Here is an 18,776-nt window from a genome sequence, read left to right on the forward strand (position 1 = left end):
GCCTCACGTCGTCGCCAGGTAGCGGTGGACGAGGTAGACCGACATCGCGCCCTCGCCGACGGCCGAGGCGACGCGCTTCATGCTGTCGCGGCGCACGTCGCCGGCGGCGAAGACCCCGGGCACGCTCGTCTCCAGGGCGAACGGCCCCCGTTCGAGTGGCCATGCGATCCCGGCCGGCAGGTCGGGTCCGGTGAGCACGAAGCCGCGCTCGTCACGTACGACGCTCGAGCCGAGCCAGTCGGTGCGCGGCGCGGCGCCGATGAAGATGAACACCCAGGAGGCGTCGACCTCCTCGACGCCGTTCGGGTGGCACAGCGTGATGCCCTCCAGGTGCCCGTCGCCTCGGGCGCCGACGATCTCGGTCTGCAGGCGGACCTCGATCCCGGGTGTCTCCTGGATCCGGCTGACGAGGTAGTGCGACATCGACGCCTCCAGGTCGGCCCCGCGCGCCACGAGCACCACCCGCGCCGCGTGACGGGCGAAGTTGAGCGCGGCCTGGCCCGCCGAGTTGGCCGCGCCCACGACGTAGACCACCTCGCCCTTCGTCTGGGCCGCCTCGCTGGCGCTGGCGCCGTAGTAGACGCCGCGTCCGACGAGGTCGTCGAGGCCGGGCGCCTCGAGCTTGCGGTACGACACCCCGCTGGCGACCAGGACCGCGCGGGCCTCGATGTCGGCCGAGCCGTCCAGCAGCACGGCGCGCACGGGGCCGCGGGTCTCGAAGCCGACGACGTCGCGCGCGAGCACCATCTCGGCCCCGAAGCGCGCCGCCTGCGCCACGGCCCGGTGGGTGAGGTCGGCGCCGGAGAGGCCCTTGGGGAAGCCGAGGTAGTTCTCGATCGACGCGCTCTGCCCGGCCTGGCCGCCCGGGGCGTCGCGCTCGACGACGACGGTCGCGAGCCCCTCGGACGCGGCGTACACCGCGGCAGCGAGGCCGGCCGGTCCCGCGCCGACGATGCAGAGGTCGTAGAGCGGCTTCTCCGCGCGGGTGCGCAGCCCGAGTGCGTCGGCGAGCTCGACGGTGGTGGGGGAGCGCAGCGCGGCGCCGTCCGGGAGCGCGACGACCGGGAGGTCCTCGAGGGAGGCGCCGGCGAGCTCGAGCAGCCGGGTCGCCTCCTCGGACTGGTCGACCTCGAGCCAGCGGTAGGGCACGTGGTTGTGGGCGAGGAACGTCTTGACCTCGTGGGTGCGCTCCGACCAGCGGTGGCCCACGACGCGCACCTCCGCGTCGCGGTCGGGGTGGTCGTGGACCCAGTCGCGCAGCAGCTCGTCGAGCACCGGGTAGAGCCGGTCCTCGGGCGGGTCCCACGGCTTCATCAGGTAGTAGTCGAGCGCGATGTCGTTGATCGCCCGGATCGCCACGTCCGTGTCGGCGTACGCCGTCAGCAGCAGGAGCTTGGCGTCCGGCGCCTGTTGGCGGACCTCCTTCAGCACCTCGATCCCGGTCATCCCGGGCATCCGCTGGTCGCTCACCACCGCGGCGACCGGCCGGTCCTTGAGCACCAGGTCCGCGAGGATCTCGAGGGCCTCCGCGCCGGAGGTGGCGCGCAGGACGCGGTAGTCCTCGCCGTACCTCGTGCGCAGGTCCCGGACGACGGCAGCGACCACCGCGGCGTCGTCGTCCACCGCGAGGATGGCGGGCTTCGCCATCGACACCTCCCCGGTCCGACCGTCGTGTCGTGACCAGCCGGACGCTACCGGCGCCCGGACCGTCCGGACAGGTGGTCGAGACCAGCTCCCGGCGAGGAGGATGCTCGCCGAATCAGCCGATCGGGGCGGATGCCGTAACGTAGGTGTTGTTGAAGGGACGGTTCACTCCGCCCAGGTCGCGCACAGAGTGCGGCCCGTATCTTGTTTCTCCTGGTTTTCGGTTCGCTGGACATCAGTACGGATGGATGTCTTCAGCGGCTCGGGGCAGATGCCCCCGAACGAGAACAAAGGAAAAAATCATGGCTACTGGAACTGTCAAGTGGTTCAACGCTGACAAGGGCTTCGGCTTCATCGCCCAGGACGGTGGCGGCGAGGACGTGTTCGTCCACTTCTCCGCGATCCAGACCGGCGGCTACAAGTCGCTCGACGAGAACCAGAAGGTCGAGTTCGACCTGGCCCAGGGCCCCAAGGGTCCCCAGGCCGAGAACGTTCGCGTCTCCTGATCTGACCCTCGTAGGGCCCCGACCGCCTCGGCGGTCGGGGCCCTACGTGCGTCCGGGGTCTCGATACACGGCCGCTCGTTCCTCGCGGCCGCACTCGACCACCGAGGACAGTGAGGTCGTGAGGAGAATGTGACGACCCTGCCACCGCAGGTGCAGGGCAGGGGACACACAGCCGGCGCAGGCTCCTCGGCATGAGCATCCCGACCCCCACCCGCCGCACGCGCCGCTGGATCGAGGACTGGCGTCCCGAGGACGCCGAGTTCTGGGAGACCACTGGCCGCAGCATCGCCCGCCGCAACCTCGTCTGGTCGATCTTCGCCGAGCACGTCGGCTTCTCGGTCTGGCTGATCTGGAGCGTGTCGTCGGCGTTCCTGCTGGCGCAGGGCTTCGAGTTCACCCCGCAGCAGCTGTTCCTGCTGGTCGCGCTGCCCAACCTGGTCGGCTCGCTGCTGCGCCTGCCCTACACCTTCGCGGTGCCGAAGTTCGGCGGCCGCAACTGGACGATCGTCAGCGGCGCGATGCTGCTGGTCCCGACGCTGCTCTTCGCGTATGCCGTGCAGGAGCCGTCGACGCCCTACTGGGTGTTCTGCCTCATCGCCGCGACCGCGGGCGTGGGCGGCGGCAACTTCGCCTCGTCGATGGCCAACATCAACTTCTTCTACCCCGCCGAGCGCAAGGGCACCGCGCTCGGCCTCAACGCAGCCGGTGGCAACCTCGGCGTCTCGCTCATCCAGCTGCTGCTGCCCGTGATGGTCGGCGGAGCGGGGATCTTCGGGCTCGTGCAGGCCTCGGGCAGCGGCATCCACCTCGAGCGGGCGGCGTACGTCTACGCCGGTCTGGCGCTGCTCGCCACCGCCGCCGCGTGGCTGCGGATGGACAACCTCAGCACCGTCACGTCCTCGCCGCGCGAGCAGATGCAGGTCGTGAAGCAGCGGCAGACGTGGCTGCTGTCGGTGCTCTACATCGGCACGTTCGGCTCGTTCATCGGCTACTCCGCCGCGATGCCGCTGCTGATCAAGCTCAACTTCTGGGTGCCGGAGCCGGCGCCGCTCGGCACCGGCATCTACTTCGCCTTCTATGCCTTCCTCGGCGCCGGGGTCGGCTCGCTGACCCGTCCGTTCGGCGGCTGGCTGGCCGACCGGTGGGGCGGGGCCCGGGTGACCCTGGGCGCCTTCGCGGCGATGACCGTCTTCACGCTCGGCGTGCTGTGGACGGTCAGCCAGCTCACGGCCAACCCGACGGCTGACCCGGCGATCGCGAGCGGCAACGCTGCGTGGTTCCCGCTGTTCCTGGGCTTCTTCCTCTGCATCTTCGCCGCGACCGGCATCGGCAACGGCTCGGTCTACAAGATGATCCCCGCGCTCTGGAGGGCGAAGGCCGAGCGCTCGACCGTCCCCGGCACGCCGGAGCGCACGGCCGCGCTGACCACCGCCACCCGGCAGTCGTCCTCCGCGCTCGGTGTCATCGGAGCCGTCGGTGCCGTGGGCGGCTTCCTGGTGCCGCTGGCGTTCTCCGCGCCGTGGGTCGCCGACCCGCTGTCCGCGACCCGGGGCGCCTTCACCGTCTTCACCGGCTACTACCTCTTCTGCGCGCTGATGACGTGGGCGCTCTACCTCCGCCGACCGGTCCGCGCGCACGGGCTGGCAGCCGCGGAGATCTGATGACCACGACGACCACGCAGACCCACTGCCCGTACTGCTCCCTCCAGTGTGGGATGCGGCTGGCCGGTCGGCGGGTGCCGGAGGTCGAGCCCTGGGAGGAGTTCCCGGTCAACCGGGGGGCGCTGTGCCGCAAGGGCTGGTCCGCGGCCGGGCTCTACGGTGGCCGCGAGCGGCTGACGTCGCCGTTGGTGCGCGACCGCGAGACCGGCGAGTGGTCGGCGGTGTCCTGGGACGACGCGCTCGACCGGGTCGCCGACGGCATCCGGGCGGCCCAGGCCGCGAAGGGCCCCGACGGCGTGGCGCTCTTCGGCGGCGGCGGCCTCACCAACGAGAAGGCGTACAGCCTCGGCAAGCTCGCCCGGGCCGCGCTCCGCACCTCGCAGATCGACTACAACGGCCGCTGGTGCATGTCGTCGGCCGCCTCCGCCGGGATCCGCGCCTTCGGGCTCGACCGCGGTCTGCCCTTCCCGCTCGCCGACGTCGAGGAGGCCGACGTCCTGGTGCTGGTCGGCTCCAACCTCGCCGAGACGATGCCGCCCGCGGCCCGCCACCTCGACCGGCTGCGCGAGCGTGGCGGCAAGGTGGTGGTCATCGACCCACGTCGTACGCCGACGGCGGACCGCGCCGACCTCGCCCTCCAGCCCGTGCCGGGCACCGACCTGGCCCTGGCGCTCGGGGTGCTGCACCTGCTCGTCGCGGCCGGTGCGGTGGACGAGGACTACCTGGCAGCCCGCACGACCGGCTGGTCGCAGGTCCGGGAGTCGGTGGCCGCGTGGTGGCCCGAGCGGGTCGAGCGCGTCACCGGGATCGAGGCGCACGAGCTGCGCGCCCTCGCGGCCATGCTCGGAGCGTCCCCGCGGGTCATGGTGCTCACCGCGCGCGGCGCCGAGCAGCACTCCACGGGCACCGACACCGTGCTGGCGTGGATCAACGTCGCCCTCGCCCTCGGCATGGTCGGCCGGCGCGGGGCGGGCTACGGCTGCCTGACGGGCCAGGGCAACGGCCAGGGCGGGCGCGAGCACGGCCAGAAGGCCGACCAGCTGCCCGGCTACCGCCGCATCGACGACCCGTCCGCCCGCGCCCACGTCGCGGAGGTCTGGGGAGTCGACCCCGACTCGCTGCCCGGCCCCGGGCGCTCGGCGTACGAGCTCCTCGACGCACTCGGCACCGACGACGGCCCCTCCGCGCTGCTGGTGATGGGGTCCAACATCGTGGTCAGCGCCCCGAACGCCGGCCGCGTCACCGAGCGGCTCGAGTCGCTCGACCTGCTCGTCGTCTGCGACGTGGTGATGTCGGAGACGGCCGCGATCGCCGACGTCGTGCTGCCGGTGACGCAGTGGGCCGAGGAGACCGGCACGATGACCAACCTCGAGGGACGGGTCGTGCTGCGCCAGCGAGCGATCACGCCGCCGGCGGGCGTGAGGTCCGACCTCGACGTGATCGCCGGCCTGGCCTCCCGGCTCTCCGACGTGCCGTTCTCGACCGACCCGGAGGAGGTCTTCGCCGAGCTCGGGCGCGCGTCGGCGGGCGGCCCGGCCGACTACTCGGCGATCACCTACGACCGGATCCGCGAGGAGCACGGCGTCTTCTGGGGCGGTGAGCGGCTCTTCGCCGACTCCTTCACCCACCCCGACGGCCGGGCCCGGATGCACGCCGTGGAGCACCGCGGCGCGGCCGAGCTGCCCAGCGCCGACTACCCCGTCCACCTCACGACCGGGCGGGTGCTCGCGCAGTACCAGTCCGGCGCGCAGACCCGGCGCGTGCGCGCCCTGCCCGACGACGGACCGTTCGTCGAGGTGCACCCCCTGCTCGCGGGGCGGCTCGGCCTCGCCGCCGGCGAGCCGGTGCGGGTCTCGACGCGACGGGGGACGATGACTGCTCCTGCCCGGGTGGTGACGACGATCCGGCCCGACACGGTGTTCGTCCCCTTCCACTGGGTCGGCGCCAACCGGCTCACCCACGACGTCCTCGACCCGGCCTCACGGATGCCGGAGTTCAAGGTGTGCGCGGCCTCGGTGGCACCGGCATGAGCCCGCCCAGGACCCAGCGCGTGGTGGTGGTCGGAGGCGGCATGGCGGCCGTCCGCCTCGCCGAGCAGCTGGCCGGCGCGGACGTCGAGCTCACGGTCCTCGCCGACGAGCAGCACGCCCCTTACAACCGCATCCTGCTCTCGGCGGTGCTCGAGGGCACCCACGCGGCCGACGCCCTGATCCTCCGCTCGCCGGAGTGGTTCGAGGAGCGCGGGATCGACCTGCGCCTGGGCACCCGCGTGCTCGAGATCGACCGCTCGGCCCGCGAGGTCGTGCTCGTCGACGGGGAACGAGTCGCCTTCGACCGGCTCGTCCTGGCCTGCGGCTCGATCCCCACGCTGCCGCCGATCAGGGGCCTGGTGCGCCGCGACGGCACGCTGCACCCGAAGGTCCACCCGTTCCGCAGCCTCGAGGACTGCCGCAGGCTGGACGCCGCCCTGCTGTCGCTGGTCGAGGATGGGCGAAGCCCTGTCACGAGACCCCGGGCCGTCGTCGTCGGTGGCGGCCTCCTCGGTCTCCAGGTGGCCCGCGCGCTGTCGGCCCGCCGCATGCTCACCGAGGTCGTCGAGGGCGCCGACCACCTGCTCGCCAGCCAGGTCGACCCGGCCGCCGGCGCCATCCTGGCTCGCGACCTGCGCCGGCTGGGCACCGACGTCTACACCGGCGCCCGGGCGGTCCGGCTGACCGACGACGGACTGCAGCTCGACAACGGCGCGTTGCTGCCGACCGACCTCGTCGTGCTCACGGCGGGCGGGCGCCCGAGCACGGCGCTCGCCCGCCGGGCCGGGCTGATGGTGGGACGTGGGGTGGTCGTCGACGGCACCCTGACCAGCGTCACCGACGACCGCGTCCACGCCATCGGCGACTGCGCCGAGCACCGCCGGCGTACGACCGGCTTCGTCGCACCCGCCTGGGAGCAGGCGGAGGTGCTGGCGCGCGTCATCCGCGGGGAGCAGGCGTCGTACGACGGTCGCCGCAGCGTCGCGCGGCTCCGGGCCACCGGTCTGGACGTGGCGATCCTCGGCGACCCGCGGTGCCCGGCCGGACGCGCCGACGGGGAGGTCGTCGAGGTGAGCAACCCGATCTCCGGGTCGCACCGCAGGCTGGTGGTGCACGGCGGGCGGATCGTCGGCGCCGCGCTCGTCGGCGACCTCTCCCGCGTCGGCCTGATCACCCAGCTCTACGACCGGGGCACGCTGCTGGGGCCCGACGAGCCCGGCCAGCTCCTGCTGCCCGAGGCCGCCGTGGCACCGGTGCCGCTCCCCGACGAGGCCGAGGTCTGCGCGTGCGCCGGGGTCACGGCCGGGGAGGTCCGGTCGTGCAGGTCGCTCACCGAGTGCGCCGACCGCACGCGCGCGACCACGGGCTGCGGCGGCTGCGCCGACGTCGTACGCCGCTTGGTGGGCGAGCGCGCGCCCGAGCCCGCCCTGTCGTGAGGCATGGCCCGCCGGGCTGAACTGTACGAGAACTGTGCGGGTCGCAGCCGTGGCCGCAGTGCGGGCGGCGGGGTGCACTGGTTCCACCGAGACCCGAGGGGGGTCCGCCACGGAGGGAACCACCAGATGAGAACCACCATGCGTCGCCTGGGCGTCGTGTCAGCAGCTGCCGCGGCGGCGGTCGTCGTGAGCGCCACCAGCGCCAGCGCCCACCACTGCTACGTGCCGATGTACACCCTCAGCGCACCGGTGTCGGCCAACTGGTTCGTGATCTCGGCCGAGGCAGGTGCGCAGATGATGGCCGGCTTCGAGGCGCCCTGCGACGCGGCTGCGGAGGCGGGCTACGACGCGCTGCGCGCCGACGGCCTCCCGGTCGGCATCATGATCTTCGAGAAGATGACGATCGGGGACCCGAAGGCCACTCACCGCGTCCCCAACCCCAACGGCGCCGACGGCAAGGGCCTGGAGTACTTCGGGGCCGGCTCGACGCTCGCCGACGAGATGCTCGAGACCTGGCTCGAGGCTGCTGCCGCCTACGACTGCTGAGCCACCGCGCGGCGGCGGTCGTGTCCCCCGTGGGGGAGAGGACGCCGACCGTCGCCGCGTGGCCGTAGCCACACCGCCTGCAGGCTCGTTGAGTCTTCATGCACCGACTCGTCACCGCCGCTGTCGCCACCGTCCTCACGGCTGCCTCGGTCCCACTTCTCGGCTCCACCACCGCAGTCGCGGCCGATGCCGTCACGACGACCGACGGCTGCCTCCAGAGCGTGCCGGACCCCGGCACCACAGCACCGGTCGACATCTGCTTCACGCTGTTCCGCCCCGCCGGAGCCACCAAGGACCAGCCCGTCCCGATGGTGCTGCACAGCCACGGCTGGGGCGGCAGTCGTACGACGGACCCGTCCGCGTTCGCGTACCTGACCGACGCCGGGTTCGGGGTGCTCAGCTTCGACCAGCGAGGCTTCGGCGAGAGCGGCGGCCACGCCTACATCGAGAACCCCGACGTCGAGGGCAAGGACGTCCAGGAGATCGTCGACCTCGTCGCCGCGCAGGACTGGGTGAAGAAGCAGAAGCCCGGCGACCCGGTGCTCGGCGCGATCGGTGGCTCCTACGGCGGCGGCTACCAGTTCGTCGGCGCGTTCAGCGAGCTCCGCGACACCGGTGCGACGCGGTTCGACGCGCTCGTCCCGGAGATCACCTGGAACAGCCTGACCGACAGCCTGTTCCCGCAGGGCGTGCCGCGAACCGAGTGGGCTTCTGCCCTGACGGCGGCCGCGCTGCCGACCGACGCGCTCCCGCCGATCGTGCTGCAGGGCTTCGCCGAGGCGGCCGCGACCGGCAACGTCCCGTCGTACCTCTATGACTTCCTCGACAAGAACGGGCCGGAGTGGCACGTGCGGCAGGGGAGGAAGCTCGACATCCCGGTGCTCTTCAGTCAGGGCGAGACCGACAACCTGTTCCCGCTCCACCAGGGCCTGGAGAACTTCGCCGGTGCGCTGACCGACAAGGCGCGGGCGCGCAGCATCTTCGTCGGCTACAACGGCGGCCACACGCTGCCGGCGCTGGCGCCGGCAGGGTCGAACTTCGACATCCCGCTGGCGACCAGCGACGCCTGCTCGCCGGTGCTCGGCAGCCCGAACTTCGCCGACCTCGGGCTGCGGTTCCTGCAGCAGAACCTGCAGGGCAGGAAGAGCGGGCTCACGGGATTCGGCGCCTACCACCTGACCACCGCCGGTGGCCGGTGCGTGACGGTGCCGTCGGTGACGCCGAGCAAGGACGTCCCGCTCGGTGAGGTCGTCAGCACCGTGGGTGCGGGCGCGCCGATCGCCTACCCGGTCGCGCAGGGGCCGCTCACCATCGCCGGCACGCCCTCCCTCGACGCCACCCTCACCACACTCGGCCTCGACAACCGCGCCTTCCTGGCGCTGTCGGTGGGCACCAGCCCGCTCGACGCGAAGATCGTGCAGAACAACATGCTGCCGATCCGCGAGAACGGCCTGGTGATCGACAAGCCCCGCACGGGTGTGGAGCTGCCGTCGGTCGCCGTCGACGTGCCTGCCGGCCAGACGCTCTTCCTCACGGTCTCGCCGATCTCGGACATGGCCGCCGGCTTCGGCAGCCGCGTGGTCGGGGCGATGCGGATGAGGGACGTGGTGCTGCACCTGCCGGTGACGCAGAACTGACCCGGGGCGGGCTGACTAGAAGTCCGTCGTCCCGCGCAGCCTGCGCGGGCGGCCGTCGGGGTCGTAGAAGAGGCGGTACGCCCTCCGCGCCCAAGCGCGCGTGGCGCGCGGGAGCTCTGGCGGCTCGTGCAGCCCGATGCGGCTGCCGGGTGCGCCGAGCCTCGAGCGCCACAGCGACATCGGGTCATCGAGGTCGCCCAGCCGCTGGTCGTCGCGCGGCAGACCGAGGTGCTCGGCCCACAGCGTCGTACGGAGGTCGCGCGGCAGGGCGTCGTCGGGGTCGACCACGGCGCAGGTCAGCTCCGAGTCGTGCGTCCACGAGCGCATGTTGAGGTTGTCCGATCCGATCGTCATCCATGCGTCGTCGACGATGCAGACCTTGGCGTGGACGTAGATCGGCGTGCCGGCGTCGTTCTCGAGGTCGAACATCGCGAAGCGGTCGCCGCCCGCCGCGCGCAGGCTCTCCCACGCCTGCCGCTGCCCGTGGAGCATCGGGGGACCGGCGACCCGGTTGGCCTCCTCGGGGTGCCGGGGCACGACGGCGATGACGTGCAGGGCGGGTTCGCGCCGCAGCGCGTCGGCCAGCGTGGTGGCGACCACGTCCGACCAGAAGTACTGGTCCTCGACGTAGACCAGCCGCCGCGCGCGGCTGAAGGCCCGGGAGTAGGCACGAGCGATCGACCGCTCGCCGCCCGGCGCGAACGGGTACTCCGGTTTCTTCGCCGGATAGGTCCGCAGGATCTGCACCTGGTGCCGACCGGCCTCGGGCGGCGGGTCCCAGCGCTCGGGCAGCTGCTCGGGACGGCGCGGCATCCGGGCGATGCGGTGGTGGACCACGCGGTAGGGGTTGCGGTGGTCCAGCGGCGTGCCGTCGTCCCAGCGCTCGGTGAAGGTGTCGAGCACGTGCGCGACCGCCGGACCGCGGATCTCCGCCATCGCGTCGTGCCACGGCGGGGTGTCGCCGTACCTGTCGTCGAGCGGTGGCGCCTGCGGGTCGCCGGCGTGCGACGCGTCGTCGCGCCGGCCGTGGGAGAGATCGATCCCGCCGACGAAGGCCACGTCGTCCTCGGGCCGGCCCTTGCGGCGCACGACCAGCAGCTTCTGGTGGTGCGACCCGCCGCGGCGCACCCGCTCGTCGAGCAGCGCCTCACCGCCGCACTCGTTGATGATGCGACCGAGGTGGCCGTTCTCCTCGCTGTTGAGCGGCCCGGGGTGCGAGCGCCACATCAGCGCCCGCACCTCGACGTCGCGCGCGGCGGCGGCCCTCAGGAGCTCGGCGACGGTCGGGCCGCCCTCGGTCAGCCGTTCGTCGGCGTCCCCGCGCCAGTCGGTGAAGAAGATCCGGTCGCCGGCCTCGGTCGCGCCGACCAGCTCGACCACGCGCGCGAAGTAGTCCGCGCCGTGCACCCGCGGCACGACCAGGTTGCCGGACGTCCACGGACGCTCCGACTCGGGCAGGAACCACTCGCTCACTGCTTCAGGTTCCCAGCACTCGCGGTTTCAGTCACCGTGCGATGCTCGGGCAGTGGTCGCCCGGTCGCTCTCGCTCGACACGCTCGGCGCGTGGCTCGTGAAGGCCAGCGGATCGTTGCCCTCGACGACGCACCACGTGCGGACCCGCTTCGCCGAGGTGGAGTCGTGGTGCGTCCGAGCGACCTACCGGACCGATCTCGTCGCTCCCGGGCAGCGGGTCCTGCTGTGGGTGAGCGGCAACTCCCCTCAGCAGCCGGCGGGGATCTACGCGCACGGGCGCACGACGGGCGTCGCCCGCAACCGCGTCATGCCGGTGGAGCTGACTCCCCTGTCGCAGCCGCTGCTGCGCTCGGAGCTCGTCGGTCATCGCGACCTGTCCTCCATGGAGGTGCTGCGCATGCCGGCGGGCAGCAACCCGTCGTACGTCACTCCGGAGCAGCTGCGGATGCTGGCCGAGCTGGATCCGGAGCTCGCGCCGCTCGTGTGAGGTCGTGCCGGCCAGTTTTCCTGCCCGAAACATTCTGCGACGTCGCTGACAACATCCGCTTCCTACCGTCCTCGGCATGAGCCAACGCAAGAGGATCGTCGTCGTCGGCCACGGCATGGTGGGCCACCGGTTCGCCCAGGCCGCGGTCGAGCGCGGCCTCACCGAGACCCACGACGTCGTGTTGTTCGGCGAGGAGCCGCGCGCGGCCTACGACCGGGTCGCGCTCACGAGCTGGTTCGCCCACGCCGACGGCGCCCGGGGCTCCGCAGCGCTGTCGCTCCTGCCCGGAGGGGAGTACGACGACCCGCGCGTGCGGCTCGTGCTCGACAGCGTCGTCACGGAGATCGACCGCGCCGCGCGGACGGTGACCGTGGTGTCCCCGCCGTCGGCCGCGGGGTCTCGTGACGGGCGGCAGAGCGCCCTCCTCGACCAGCGGGAGGAGGTCGGTGCCGTCACCGTCCACGACTACGACGTGCTGGTGCTGGCCACCGGCGCCGCGCCGTTCGTCCCGCCCGTCGAGGGTCGCGGCAAGGACGGCTGCTTCGTCTACCGCACGATCGAGGACCTCGAGGCGATCCGGTCCGCCAGCGAACGCGCGACCAGCGGCGTCGTGATCGGCGGCGGGCTGCTCGGGCTCGAGGCGGCCAACGCCCTCGTCCAGCTCGGCCTCGAGACCCACGTCGTCGAGATGGCACCCCGGCTGATGCCGGTCCAGCTCGACGATGCGGCCGGCACCACGCTCGTGCGGCACGTCGAGAAGCTCGGGGTCACCGTGCACACGGGGGTGGTGACGGAAGCCATCCTCGGAGAGCACAGCGAGGGCGGCGATTCGGTGAGCGGCCTCCGGCTGCGACAAGCCGGAACCGACGAGGGCGCACCCACGGAGGTGGTCGACGCGCAGGTCGTGGTCTTCTCCGCCGGCATCCGCCCGCGCGACGCCCTGGCCCGCGAGTGCGACCTCGAGGTCGCCCCGCGCGGCGGCGTGCTCGTCGACGAGCAGTGCCGCACGGCCGACCCGGCCATCTTCGCGATCGGTGAGTGCGCGGCGCCGGGCGGCACGATGTACGGCCTGGTCGCCCCCGGCTACGCGATGGCCGAGGTCGTCGTCGACGCCCTGCTGGAGGGCCCCGGCACCTTCACCGGCGCCGACATGTCCACCAAGCTCAAGCTCCTCGGCGTCGACGTGGCGAGCTTTGGCGACGCGTTCGCGACGACCGACGGCGCGCTCGAGCTGACGTACGCCGACGCGGTGAGCGGCGTCTACAAGAAGCTCGTCGTGAGCGAGGACGGGACGCGGCTGCTCGGTGGCATCCTCGTCGGCGACGCGTCGGCGTACGGCGTGCTGCGGCCGATGGTCAGCAGCGGCCTCGCGCTGCCCGACAACCCCGAGCAGCTCATCCTCCCGGCCAGCTCGGGCGTCCAGCTCGGCATGCCCGACGAGGCGCAGGTCTGCTCGTGCAACGACGTCACCAAGGCCGACATCCTGCACGCGGTCACCGAGCAGGGCTGCGAGGACGTGGCCGCGGTCAAGCAGTGCACCCGTGCGGGCAGCACCTGCGGCTCGTGCGTGCCGACGGTGAAGAACATCATCGAGGACCACTTCGCGAGCGTCGGCAAGGTCGTGGACAAGGGACTGTGCGAGCACTTCCGGCTCACCCGGCAGGAGCTCTTCGACGTGGTCGCGGTGCACGGCTACCGCAGCTTCGACGACATCGTCGAAGCCCACGGCACCGGCCGCGGCTGCGACGTCTGCAAGCCCGCGATCGCCAGCATCCTCGCCAGCCAGACGAGCTCCCACATCCTCGAGCGCGACACCGTGGCGCTCCAGGACACCAACGACGCCTACCTCGCCAACATCCAGCGCAACGGCACCTACTCGGTCGTCCCGCGGATCCCCGGCGGCGAGATCACGCCCGACAAGCTGATCGTGATCGGGGAGGTCGCGAAGGACTACGGGCTCTACACCAAGATCACCGGCGGCCAGCGGATCGACCTCTTCGGCGCCCGGCTGGAGCAGCTGCCCGCGATCTGGCGGCGGCTCGTCGACGCCGGCTTCGAGTCCGGGCACGCCTACGGCAAGTCGCTGCGCACGGTGAAGTCGTGCGTCGGGTCGACCTGGTGCCGCTTCGGCGTGCAGGACAGCGTCGGGCTCGCGATCGCGCTGGAGCTGCGCTACCGCGGCCTCCGCAGTCCCCACAAGCTCAAGGGCGGCGTCAGCGGCTGCGCCCGCGAGTGCGCCGAGGCGCGCGGCAAGGACTTCGGCGTGATCGCGACGGAGAAGGGCTGGAACCTCTACGTCGGCGGCAACGGCGGCGCGAACCCGGCCCACGCTCGTCTGCTCGCCGGCGACCTCGACACGGCCACGCTGGTGTCGTACCTCGACCGCTTCCTCATGTACTACGTGCGCACCGCCGACCGGCTCCAGCGCACGTCGACCTGGATCGAGCACCTCGAGGGGGGTCTCGACCGGGTGCGCGCCGTGGTCGTCGACGACTCGCTCGGGCTCGGCGCGGACCTCGAGGCCGAGATGGCGCGGCACGTCGGCGGCTACGAGGACGAGTGGCGCGCGACGCTGGAGGACCCGGCCAAGCTGTCGCGGTTCGTCTCCTTCGTCAACGCGCCGGGAACGCCCGACCCGTCGATCGCCTTCACCACCGAGCGCGAGCAGATCCAGCCCCTCCTCCCCGCCCTCATCCCGGTGGGAGCGCCGTCATGACGACGACCCAGCTGACGTGGACCGCCGTGTGCGCCGCCGACTCCATCCCTCTGGAGGCGGGCGTCGCCGCCCTCGTCGACGGCTGCGCGGTGGCGGTGTTCCGGACGCATTCCGGCGAGGTCTTCGCACTCTCGAACGTCGATCCGTTCAGCGGTGCGTCGGTGCTCTCGCGGGGGATCGTCGGCAGCCGCGGTGACGCGCCGGTGGTGAGCTCGCCGATGTACAAGCAGGCCTTCGACCTGCGCACGGGTCGCTGCCTCGACGACCCCGGCGTGCGCGTGGCGTCGTACGACGCCTCGGTGGTCGACGGCGTCGTCCACGTCGGGGACGTGACGTGAGTGGCCTGCCCCTGGAGGGCTTCCGGATCGGCGTCACGGCGGCCCGCAAGGCCGATGAGCAGGTCGCCCTGCTGCGCCGACGAGGTGCCGAGGTCGAGTGGGCCGCTGCCCTGTCGATGGAGCCCAACCACGTCGACCTCGCCGAGCTGCTGGCCGCGACCAAGGAGGTGCTGGTCGAGCCGGTCGACCTCTTCCTCGCCACCACCGGCATCGGGATGAAGACCTGGCTGGAGGCGGCGTCGGACGCCGGGTGGTACGACGACCTGCTGGCCGTCCTCGGCCGGGCCGAGATCCTCGCCCGGGGCCCCAAGAGCGTCGGCGTGCTGCGCCGGCACGGCTTGCGCGAGCTCTGGGCGCCGGAGTCGGAGTGCTTCGAGGACGTGCTCGCCCACCTGCGCGGTCGCGACCTCACGGGCAAGCGGATCGTCGTGCAGGAGCACGGCCAGTCGCTGTCGATGGCCGCCCACGCGCTGCGCCGCCAGGGCGCCACCGTGGTGACCGTCCCGATCTACCGCGTGGCGTCGGCCGACGACCCGTCGCCGATGTTCCACATGATCGACCTCGTCGCCGACCGGCAGCTCGACGCCGTCACCTTCACCTCCGCGCCCGCGGTGGCCGCGCTGATGGAGGCGGCCTTCTCCGTCGGCCGGCGCGACGACGTGATCTCCGCGTTCCAGTCCGACGTCGTCGCAGCCTGCGTCGGCCCGGTCACCGCGGCCGCCTTCGAGATGTGGGGCGTCCCCACGATCGTGCCCGACCGCTCGCGCCTGGCCGGGATGGTCAAGCAGCTGGAGACCGAGCTGCCGACGCGCCGCGACGGTGTCGACGTACGCCTCTCCGACGGGCGGACGCTCATCGTGCACACCGACTCGATCCTGCTCGACGGCGTGCCGGTCGAGCTCTCGCCCGCGCCCCTGTCGGTGCTCAACGCGCTGCTGGTGAACCCCGGGTTCGTGGTCTCCCGGCGCGCCCTCCTTGCCGCACTGCCTTCGGGTCAGGCCGGGTCGGAGCACGCGGTCGAGATGGCGGTCGCCCGGTTGCGGGCCGCGATCGGGACCAAGGCGGTCCTGACCATCGTCAAGCGGGGCTACCGGTTGGCCGTCGGCTGAGCTCGATGGCGACCGGTCCTCCCGTCGACTCGGGGACGCAGCAGCTCAGATCGGCACGACAGGCGGACGGCGGTGACTCCGCCTCCAGCCGGGCGCGTACGTCGTCCAGCTGGGCGGCGAGCTGCTGCAGCTCGGCGATGCGGTCGGCGACCTCCGCCTGCTTGTCCTCGACGAGCCGGATCACGCGCTCCTGCGTGGCGCCGCAGCTCGTGCTGCTCCAGACCGGGAGCAGCGTCGTGACCTGCTCACAGCTCAGGCCCATCCGCCGGGCCCGCGCGATGAAGAGCAGTCGCGCGGCCGCGTCCTCCGCGTAGTCGCGGTAGCCCGAGGCGGTCCGATCCGGCTGGGCGAGCAGGCCCACCCGCTCGTAGTACCGCACCTTCACCCGCGACAACACCGAGCTCGCCGTCGACGTCCCGGGCGCCGGCCAGCAGCACCGCGCCGAGGCGGGCGGCATGACCATCGCACTGGAGCGGTGGAACGCCGGCCTCGACACGGCCGAGTGGTTCGCCGACCTGCCCGACGGCGCCTGCCAGGAACCCCACTGGGGCTACTGCCTGGAGGGTGCGGTGACCATGCGCTACACCGACGGCGAGTCCGACGTCATCTCCGCCGGCGACGCCTACTACATCCGGCCCGGCCACAACGCCCACATCGACCGCGACGCGGTGTTCGTCGAGTTCACCCGGGCCGACCAGGCCCCGGGGATCAACACGGTCGAGCTGGCCGAGGTCACGTCAGGACGATCATGAGGATGACGACGGTGAACACCACGGTCTGGGCGCTGTGGACGATGATCCCGATCCACGCGCTGCCGTACCTCTTCGAGGGATAGGCGACCACGAGGGACTCGATCAGCGTCCCGGGGATGGCCCACGGGACGTGCAGGTGGTAGCCGGCCCACAGGACGCCGTTGGCGACCCAGTCCCAGCGCCCGAAGGAGCCGTTCATGCGGGGCAGCAGCAGGCCTCGGAACAGCAGCTCCTCACCCAGCACGGTGTTGAAGACCATCATCGTGACGATCACCGCGAACCACGGCCAGTTGCCCGAGAAGAACTCCTGGCCCGCCGCGGACTGCAGGAACAGCGCCTGGTCCCGGTTCACGGGCGCGGGGAGCTTGACCAGCTCCTCCTTGAGCGCGACGACGGCGATCAACGGGATCGTGACCAGCCAGAGCCGGCCACCTCGGCGGCCGGTGCGCGGGCTCTGCGGCTTGCTCAGCCACAGTGCACGCTTGACGACGCTCCAGCGCAGGCTCCCCTGCTCGCGGTGCACGAGGACCATCACGAGGACGAACTGCCAGACGAGCCCGACGGTCAGGCTGAGCACGATGGCGCGGGGCCAGGCGCTCGGTCCGTCGAAGGCACGGGCGAGCACCGGGGCGACCACCCAGGCGAGCACGCCCATCGGGAGGGCGGCCGCTGCCCAGGTCGCGACGGTGCGTCGGACGGAGTACTGCGGGAGCCCGGTCGCGTCGTGCTGATCCGACCGCGGCTCGGTGGGTGGTGCGACGGAGGCGTCGCGGGTGGTGAGGGACATGGTGGTGGTCTCCAGATCTGCGGGACGGGGGACGTGTGGGGGACGTTCTCGACGTTAGGGACGAGGGCGTGTCCGCGCGTCGTCAGAAGCTCGCCTCCGTGGTGGCACCTGCGGAGGACCCCGGTCCTCCCTTGGTAGGACCCCGCAGCGGGCGACGTACGCTGCGGGACGTGACAGACGCGCTGGACGAGGGGCCGTTCTTCCACGGCACGAAGGCCGACCTCCGGGTCGGAGACCTGCTCACGGCCGGCTTCAGGTCGAACTACCGCAGCGAGGTCGTGATGAACCACGTCTACTTCACCGCGCTGCGCGACGGTGCCGGCCTCGCCGCCGAGCTCGCGGCCGGCGACGGCACTCCACGCGTGTACGCCGTCGAGCCGACCGGCGACTTCGAGGACGACCCGAACGTGACCGACAAGAAGTTCCCCGGCAACCCCACGCGGTCCTACCGCAGCCGCGAGCCGCTCAGGATCGTGGGCGAGGTGGACGACTGGCCACGGCTGACCCCCGAGGCGCTGCAGGCCTGGCGCGACCGGATCGCGGCGATCCTCGGCGACGAGCGCGGCGAGATCATCAACTGACTCTTGACACCTCTCGATGCCTGAGTGATAATCGAACATACGTCCTGCATCTCTGCTTGAGTGCAGTTGGCGCTCAGCCGCCGATCAAGTCCTTCAACGGATGGGGATCGGTGTCGACTGCCTGCTGGAGCAGGCGGTAAAAGAGCATCCCTCGGGCTCGTGAGTTGCGCCGGTTGAACCGGAAGGTGAACTCGTCGAGGTAGTAGGGCAGGTGCGCCTGGCTCAGTCGATAGTGCAGCGTGCCGGCGGTCCATCGCTTCAACAGTGAGGACACCAGGTGGGGTCCGGGCATGACAGCGTCACGATCCTCCACTGCGTAGCTGTTCTTGGTGCTCGGCGTGGCCTCGTGCGGGTAGCCGAGGCCCGGGAAGCGCTGGAACATGCGGGCGCCGTCGGTGTGGATCGTGGTGCCGGGGGCGATGACCTGAGTGGCGAATTCGATCATGTCGAGCCCGCCGACCTTGTCGGCGACCTCGAGCCGGACCCGGCCCAGGCGGCCGGCCGCGGTGCGCTCAACGGCGATAGTGATCGGGACCTTGTCGCTGCCTCCGCCGGCCTGACCTGCGGTTTTGCCGCCGAGGAAGCTCTGGTCCAGTTCCACGACGGGTGCGCCGTCCTGACCGCCAATCAGGTCTCGCTCAGGGCGCACCATCGCGCGACGGAGCTTGTGCAGCCAGGCCCACGCGGTCTCGTACGACCCGAACCCGAGGACGTCTTGCAGCCCTTGGGCTGACACCCCGTTCTTCTGCGAAGTCACCAGCCACACCGCGGCGAACCAGGTCGACAGCGGGGTGTGGGAACGGTGGAAGATCGTGCCGGCCGTCACCGAGGTCTTCAGGCCGCACTCGGCACACATCCGCAGATCCTTGGCCGTGCGCCAGTGCGATCCGCTGCCACAGGCAGGGCACGAGAAACCCTCCGGCCAACGCAGCCCAGCCAGATAGTCGCGACATGCCTGGTCATCGGGAAACCACTCCCGCATCTCCTGGAAGGTCCGCGGGTAGTCCGTGCCACCAACCGGGTGCTCGAGACTCACCCAACGAGGCTACTGCACTCAAGCAGAGATGCAGGAC

General features: G+C 71.9%; 17 protein-coding genes. 12 read left to right on the forward strand and 5 right to left on the reverse strand.

Going from position 1 to position 18,776, the window contains the following annotated elements; all coding sequences use genetic code 11:
- Positions 1 to 3: 3 nt before the first annotated feature.
- Entirely contained in the window at positions 4 to 1,647 is a 1,644-nt protein-coding gene (locus ACS3YM_RS18915) for an FAD-dependent oxidoreductase (RefSeq protein ID WP_439937983.1), read from the reverse strand.
- A 299-nt stretch (positions 1,648 to 1,946) separates the two neighbouring features.
- Between ACS3YM_RS18915 and ACS3YM_RS18920 the strand changes: the two genes are divergently transcribed.
- From ACS3YM_RS18920 to ACS3YM_RS18945, 6 genes are all read left to right on the forward strand, one after another.
- The gene (locus tag ACS3YM_RS18920) at positions 1,947 to 2,150 is read left to right on the forward strand and encodes a cold-shock protein (RefSeq protein ID WP_439937984.1); all 204 of its coding nucleotides are present in this window, start codon (positions 1,947 to 1,949) and stop codon (positions 2,148 to 2,150) included.
- A gap of 191 nt (positions 2,151 to 2,341) precedes the next feature.
- Entirely contained in the window at positions 2,342 to 3,811 is a 1,470-nt protein-coding gene (locus ACS3YM_RS18925; RefSeq protein ID WP_439937985.1) for an MFS transporter, read from the forward strand.
- The gene (locus ACS3YM_RS18930; protein WP_439937986.1) at positions 3,811 to 5,841 is read left to right on the forward strand and encodes a molybdopterin oxidoreductase family protein; all 2,031 of its coding nucleotides are present in this window, start codon (positions 3,811 to 3,813) and stop codon (positions 5,839 to 5,841) included. Before ACS3YM_RS18925 ends, ACS3YM_RS18930 begins: the two co-directional genes overlap by 1 nt.
- On the forward strand, positions 5,838 to 7,277 hold the full coding sequence (locus tag ACS3YM_RS18935; RefSeq protein WP_439937987.1) for an FAD-dependent oxidoreductase: 1,440 nt from the start codon (positions 5,838 to 5,840) through the stop codon (positions 7,275 to 7,277). The genes ACS3YM_RS18930 and ACS3YM_RS18935 overlap by 4 nt, the downstream gene beginning before the upstream one ends.
- A gap of 126 nt (positions 7,278 to 7,403) precedes the next feature.
- Entirely contained in the window at positions 7,404 to 7,823 is a 420-nt protein-coding gene (locus ACS3YM_RS18940; protein WP_439937988.1) for a hypothetical protein, read from the forward strand.
- A gap of 98 nt (positions 7,824 to 7,921) precedes the next feature.
- A complete protein-coding gene (locus tag ACS3YM_RS18945) occupies positions 7,922 to 9,460 on the forward strand; it encodes an alpha/beta fold hydrolase (RefSeq protein WP_439937989.1) in 1,539 nt (512 codons plus the stop codon).
- 15 nt (positions 9,461 to 9,475) lie between these two features.
- Here ACS3YM_RS18945 and ACS3YM_RS18950 read toward each other — a convergent pair whose 3' ends face one another.
- Positions 9,476 to 10,933 carry a phospholipase D family protein gene (locus ACS3YM_RS18950; RefSeq protein ID WP_439937990.1) on the reverse strand — a complete coding sequence of 486 codons (1,458 nt, stop codon included), beginning with the start codon at positions 10,931 to 10,933 and terminating at the stop codon, positions 9,476 to 9,478.
- Between the two features lie 52 nt (positions 10,934 to 10,985).
- Here ACS3YM_RS18950 and ACS3YM_RS18955 point away from each other — a divergent pair, with 52 nt between their 5' ends.
- The 4 genes from ACS3YM_RS18955 (at position 10,986) to ACS3YM_RS18970 (ending at position 15,583) form a co-directional block, all read left to right on the forward strand.
- On the forward strand, positions 10,986 to 11,420 hold the full coding sequence (locus tag ACS3YM_RS18955) for a hypothetical protein (RefSeq protein ID WP_439937991.1): 435 nt from the start codon (positions 10,986 to 10,988) through the stop codon (positions 11,418 to 11,420).
- A 76-nt stretch (positions 11,421 to 11,496) separates the two neighbouring features.
- The gene (gene nirB, locus ACS3YM_RS18960) at positions 11,497 to 14,136 is read left to right on the forward strand and encodes a nitrite reductase large subunit NirB (protein ID WP_439937992.1); all 2,640 of its coding nucleotides are present in this window, start codon (positions 11,497 to 11,499) and stop codon (positions 14,134 to 14,136) included.
- A complete protein-coding gene (nirD, locus tag ACS3YM_RS18965; RefSeq protein WP_439937993.1) occupies positions 14,133 to 14,474 on the forward strand; it encodes a nitrite reductase small subunit NirD in 342 nt (113 codons plus the stop codon). Before nirB ends, nirD begins: the two co-directional genes overlap by 4 nt.
- Positions 14,471 to 15,583, forward strand: a complete 1,113-nt coding sequence (locus tag ACS3YM_RS18970) for a uroporphyrinogen-III synthase (protein WP_439937994.1) — start codon at positions 14,471 to 14,473, stop codon at positions 15,581 to 15,583. Before nirD ends, ACS3YM_RS18970 begins: the two co-directional genes overlap by 4 nt.
- Here ACS3YM_RS18970 and ACS3YM_RS18975 read toward each other — a convergent pair.
- On the reverse strand, positions 15,552 to 15,968 hold the full coding sequence (locus tag ACS3YM_RS18975; protein ID WP_439937995.1) for a MerR family DNA-binding protein: 417 nt from the start codon (positions 15,966 to 15,968) through the stop codon (positions 15,552 to 15,554). The two genes, ACS3YM_RS18970 and ACS3YM_RS18975, sit on opposite strands and share 32 nt — an antisense overlap.
- A gap of 70 nt (positions 15,969 to 16,038) precedes the next feature.
- Between ACS3YM_RS18975 and ACS3YM_RS18980 the strand changes: the two genes are divergently transcribed.
- A complete protein-coding gene (locus ACS3YM_RS18980; RefSeq protein WP_439937996.1) occupies positions 16,039 to 16,335 on the forward strand; it encodes a hypothetical protein in 297 nt (98 codons plus the stop codon).
- On the opposite strand, the gene ACS3YM_RS18985 is transcribed toward ACS3YM_RS18980, so the two are convergent.
- Positions 16,316 to 17,122 carry a lysostaphin resistance A-like protein gene (locus ACS3YM_RS18985; RefSeq protein WP_439937997.1) on the reverse strand — a complete coding sequence of 269 codons (807 nt, stop codon included), beginning with the start codon at positions 17,120 to 17,122 and terminating at the stop codon, positions 16,316 to 16,318. The two genes, ACS3YM_RS18980 and ACS3YM_RS18985, sit on opposite strands and share 20 nt — an antisense overlap.
- Positions 17,123 to 17,292: 170 nt before the next feature.
- Here ACS3YM_RS18985 and arr point away from each other — a divergent pair, with 170 nt between their 5' ends.
- The gene (arr, locus tag ACS3YM_RS18990) at positions 17,293 to 17,703 is read left to right on the forward strand and encodes an NAD(+)--rifampin ADP-ribosyltransferase (RefSeq protein ID WP_439937998.1); all 411 of its coding nucleotides are present in this window, start codon (positions 17,293 to 17,295) and stop codon (positions 17,701 to 17,703) included.
- A 73-nt stretch (positions 17,704 to 17,776) separates the two neighbouring features.
- Here the strand turns inward: arr and ACS3YM_RS18995 are convergent, their stop codons facing one another.
- Complete coding sequence (locus ACS3YM_RS18995; protein WP_439939929.1) at positions 17,777 to 18,685, reverse strand: IS1595 family transposase; 909 nt, start codon at positions 18,683 to 18,685, stop codon at positions 17,777 to 17,779.
- Between the last annotated feature and the right edge of the window lie 91 nt (positions 18,686 to 18,776).

Source organism: Nocardioides sp. N13(2025) (assembly GCF_051912545.1).
In the GTDB taxonomy this organism is placed as follows: Bacteria; Actinomycetota; Actinomycetes; order Propionibacteriales; family Nocardioidaceae; genus Nocardioides.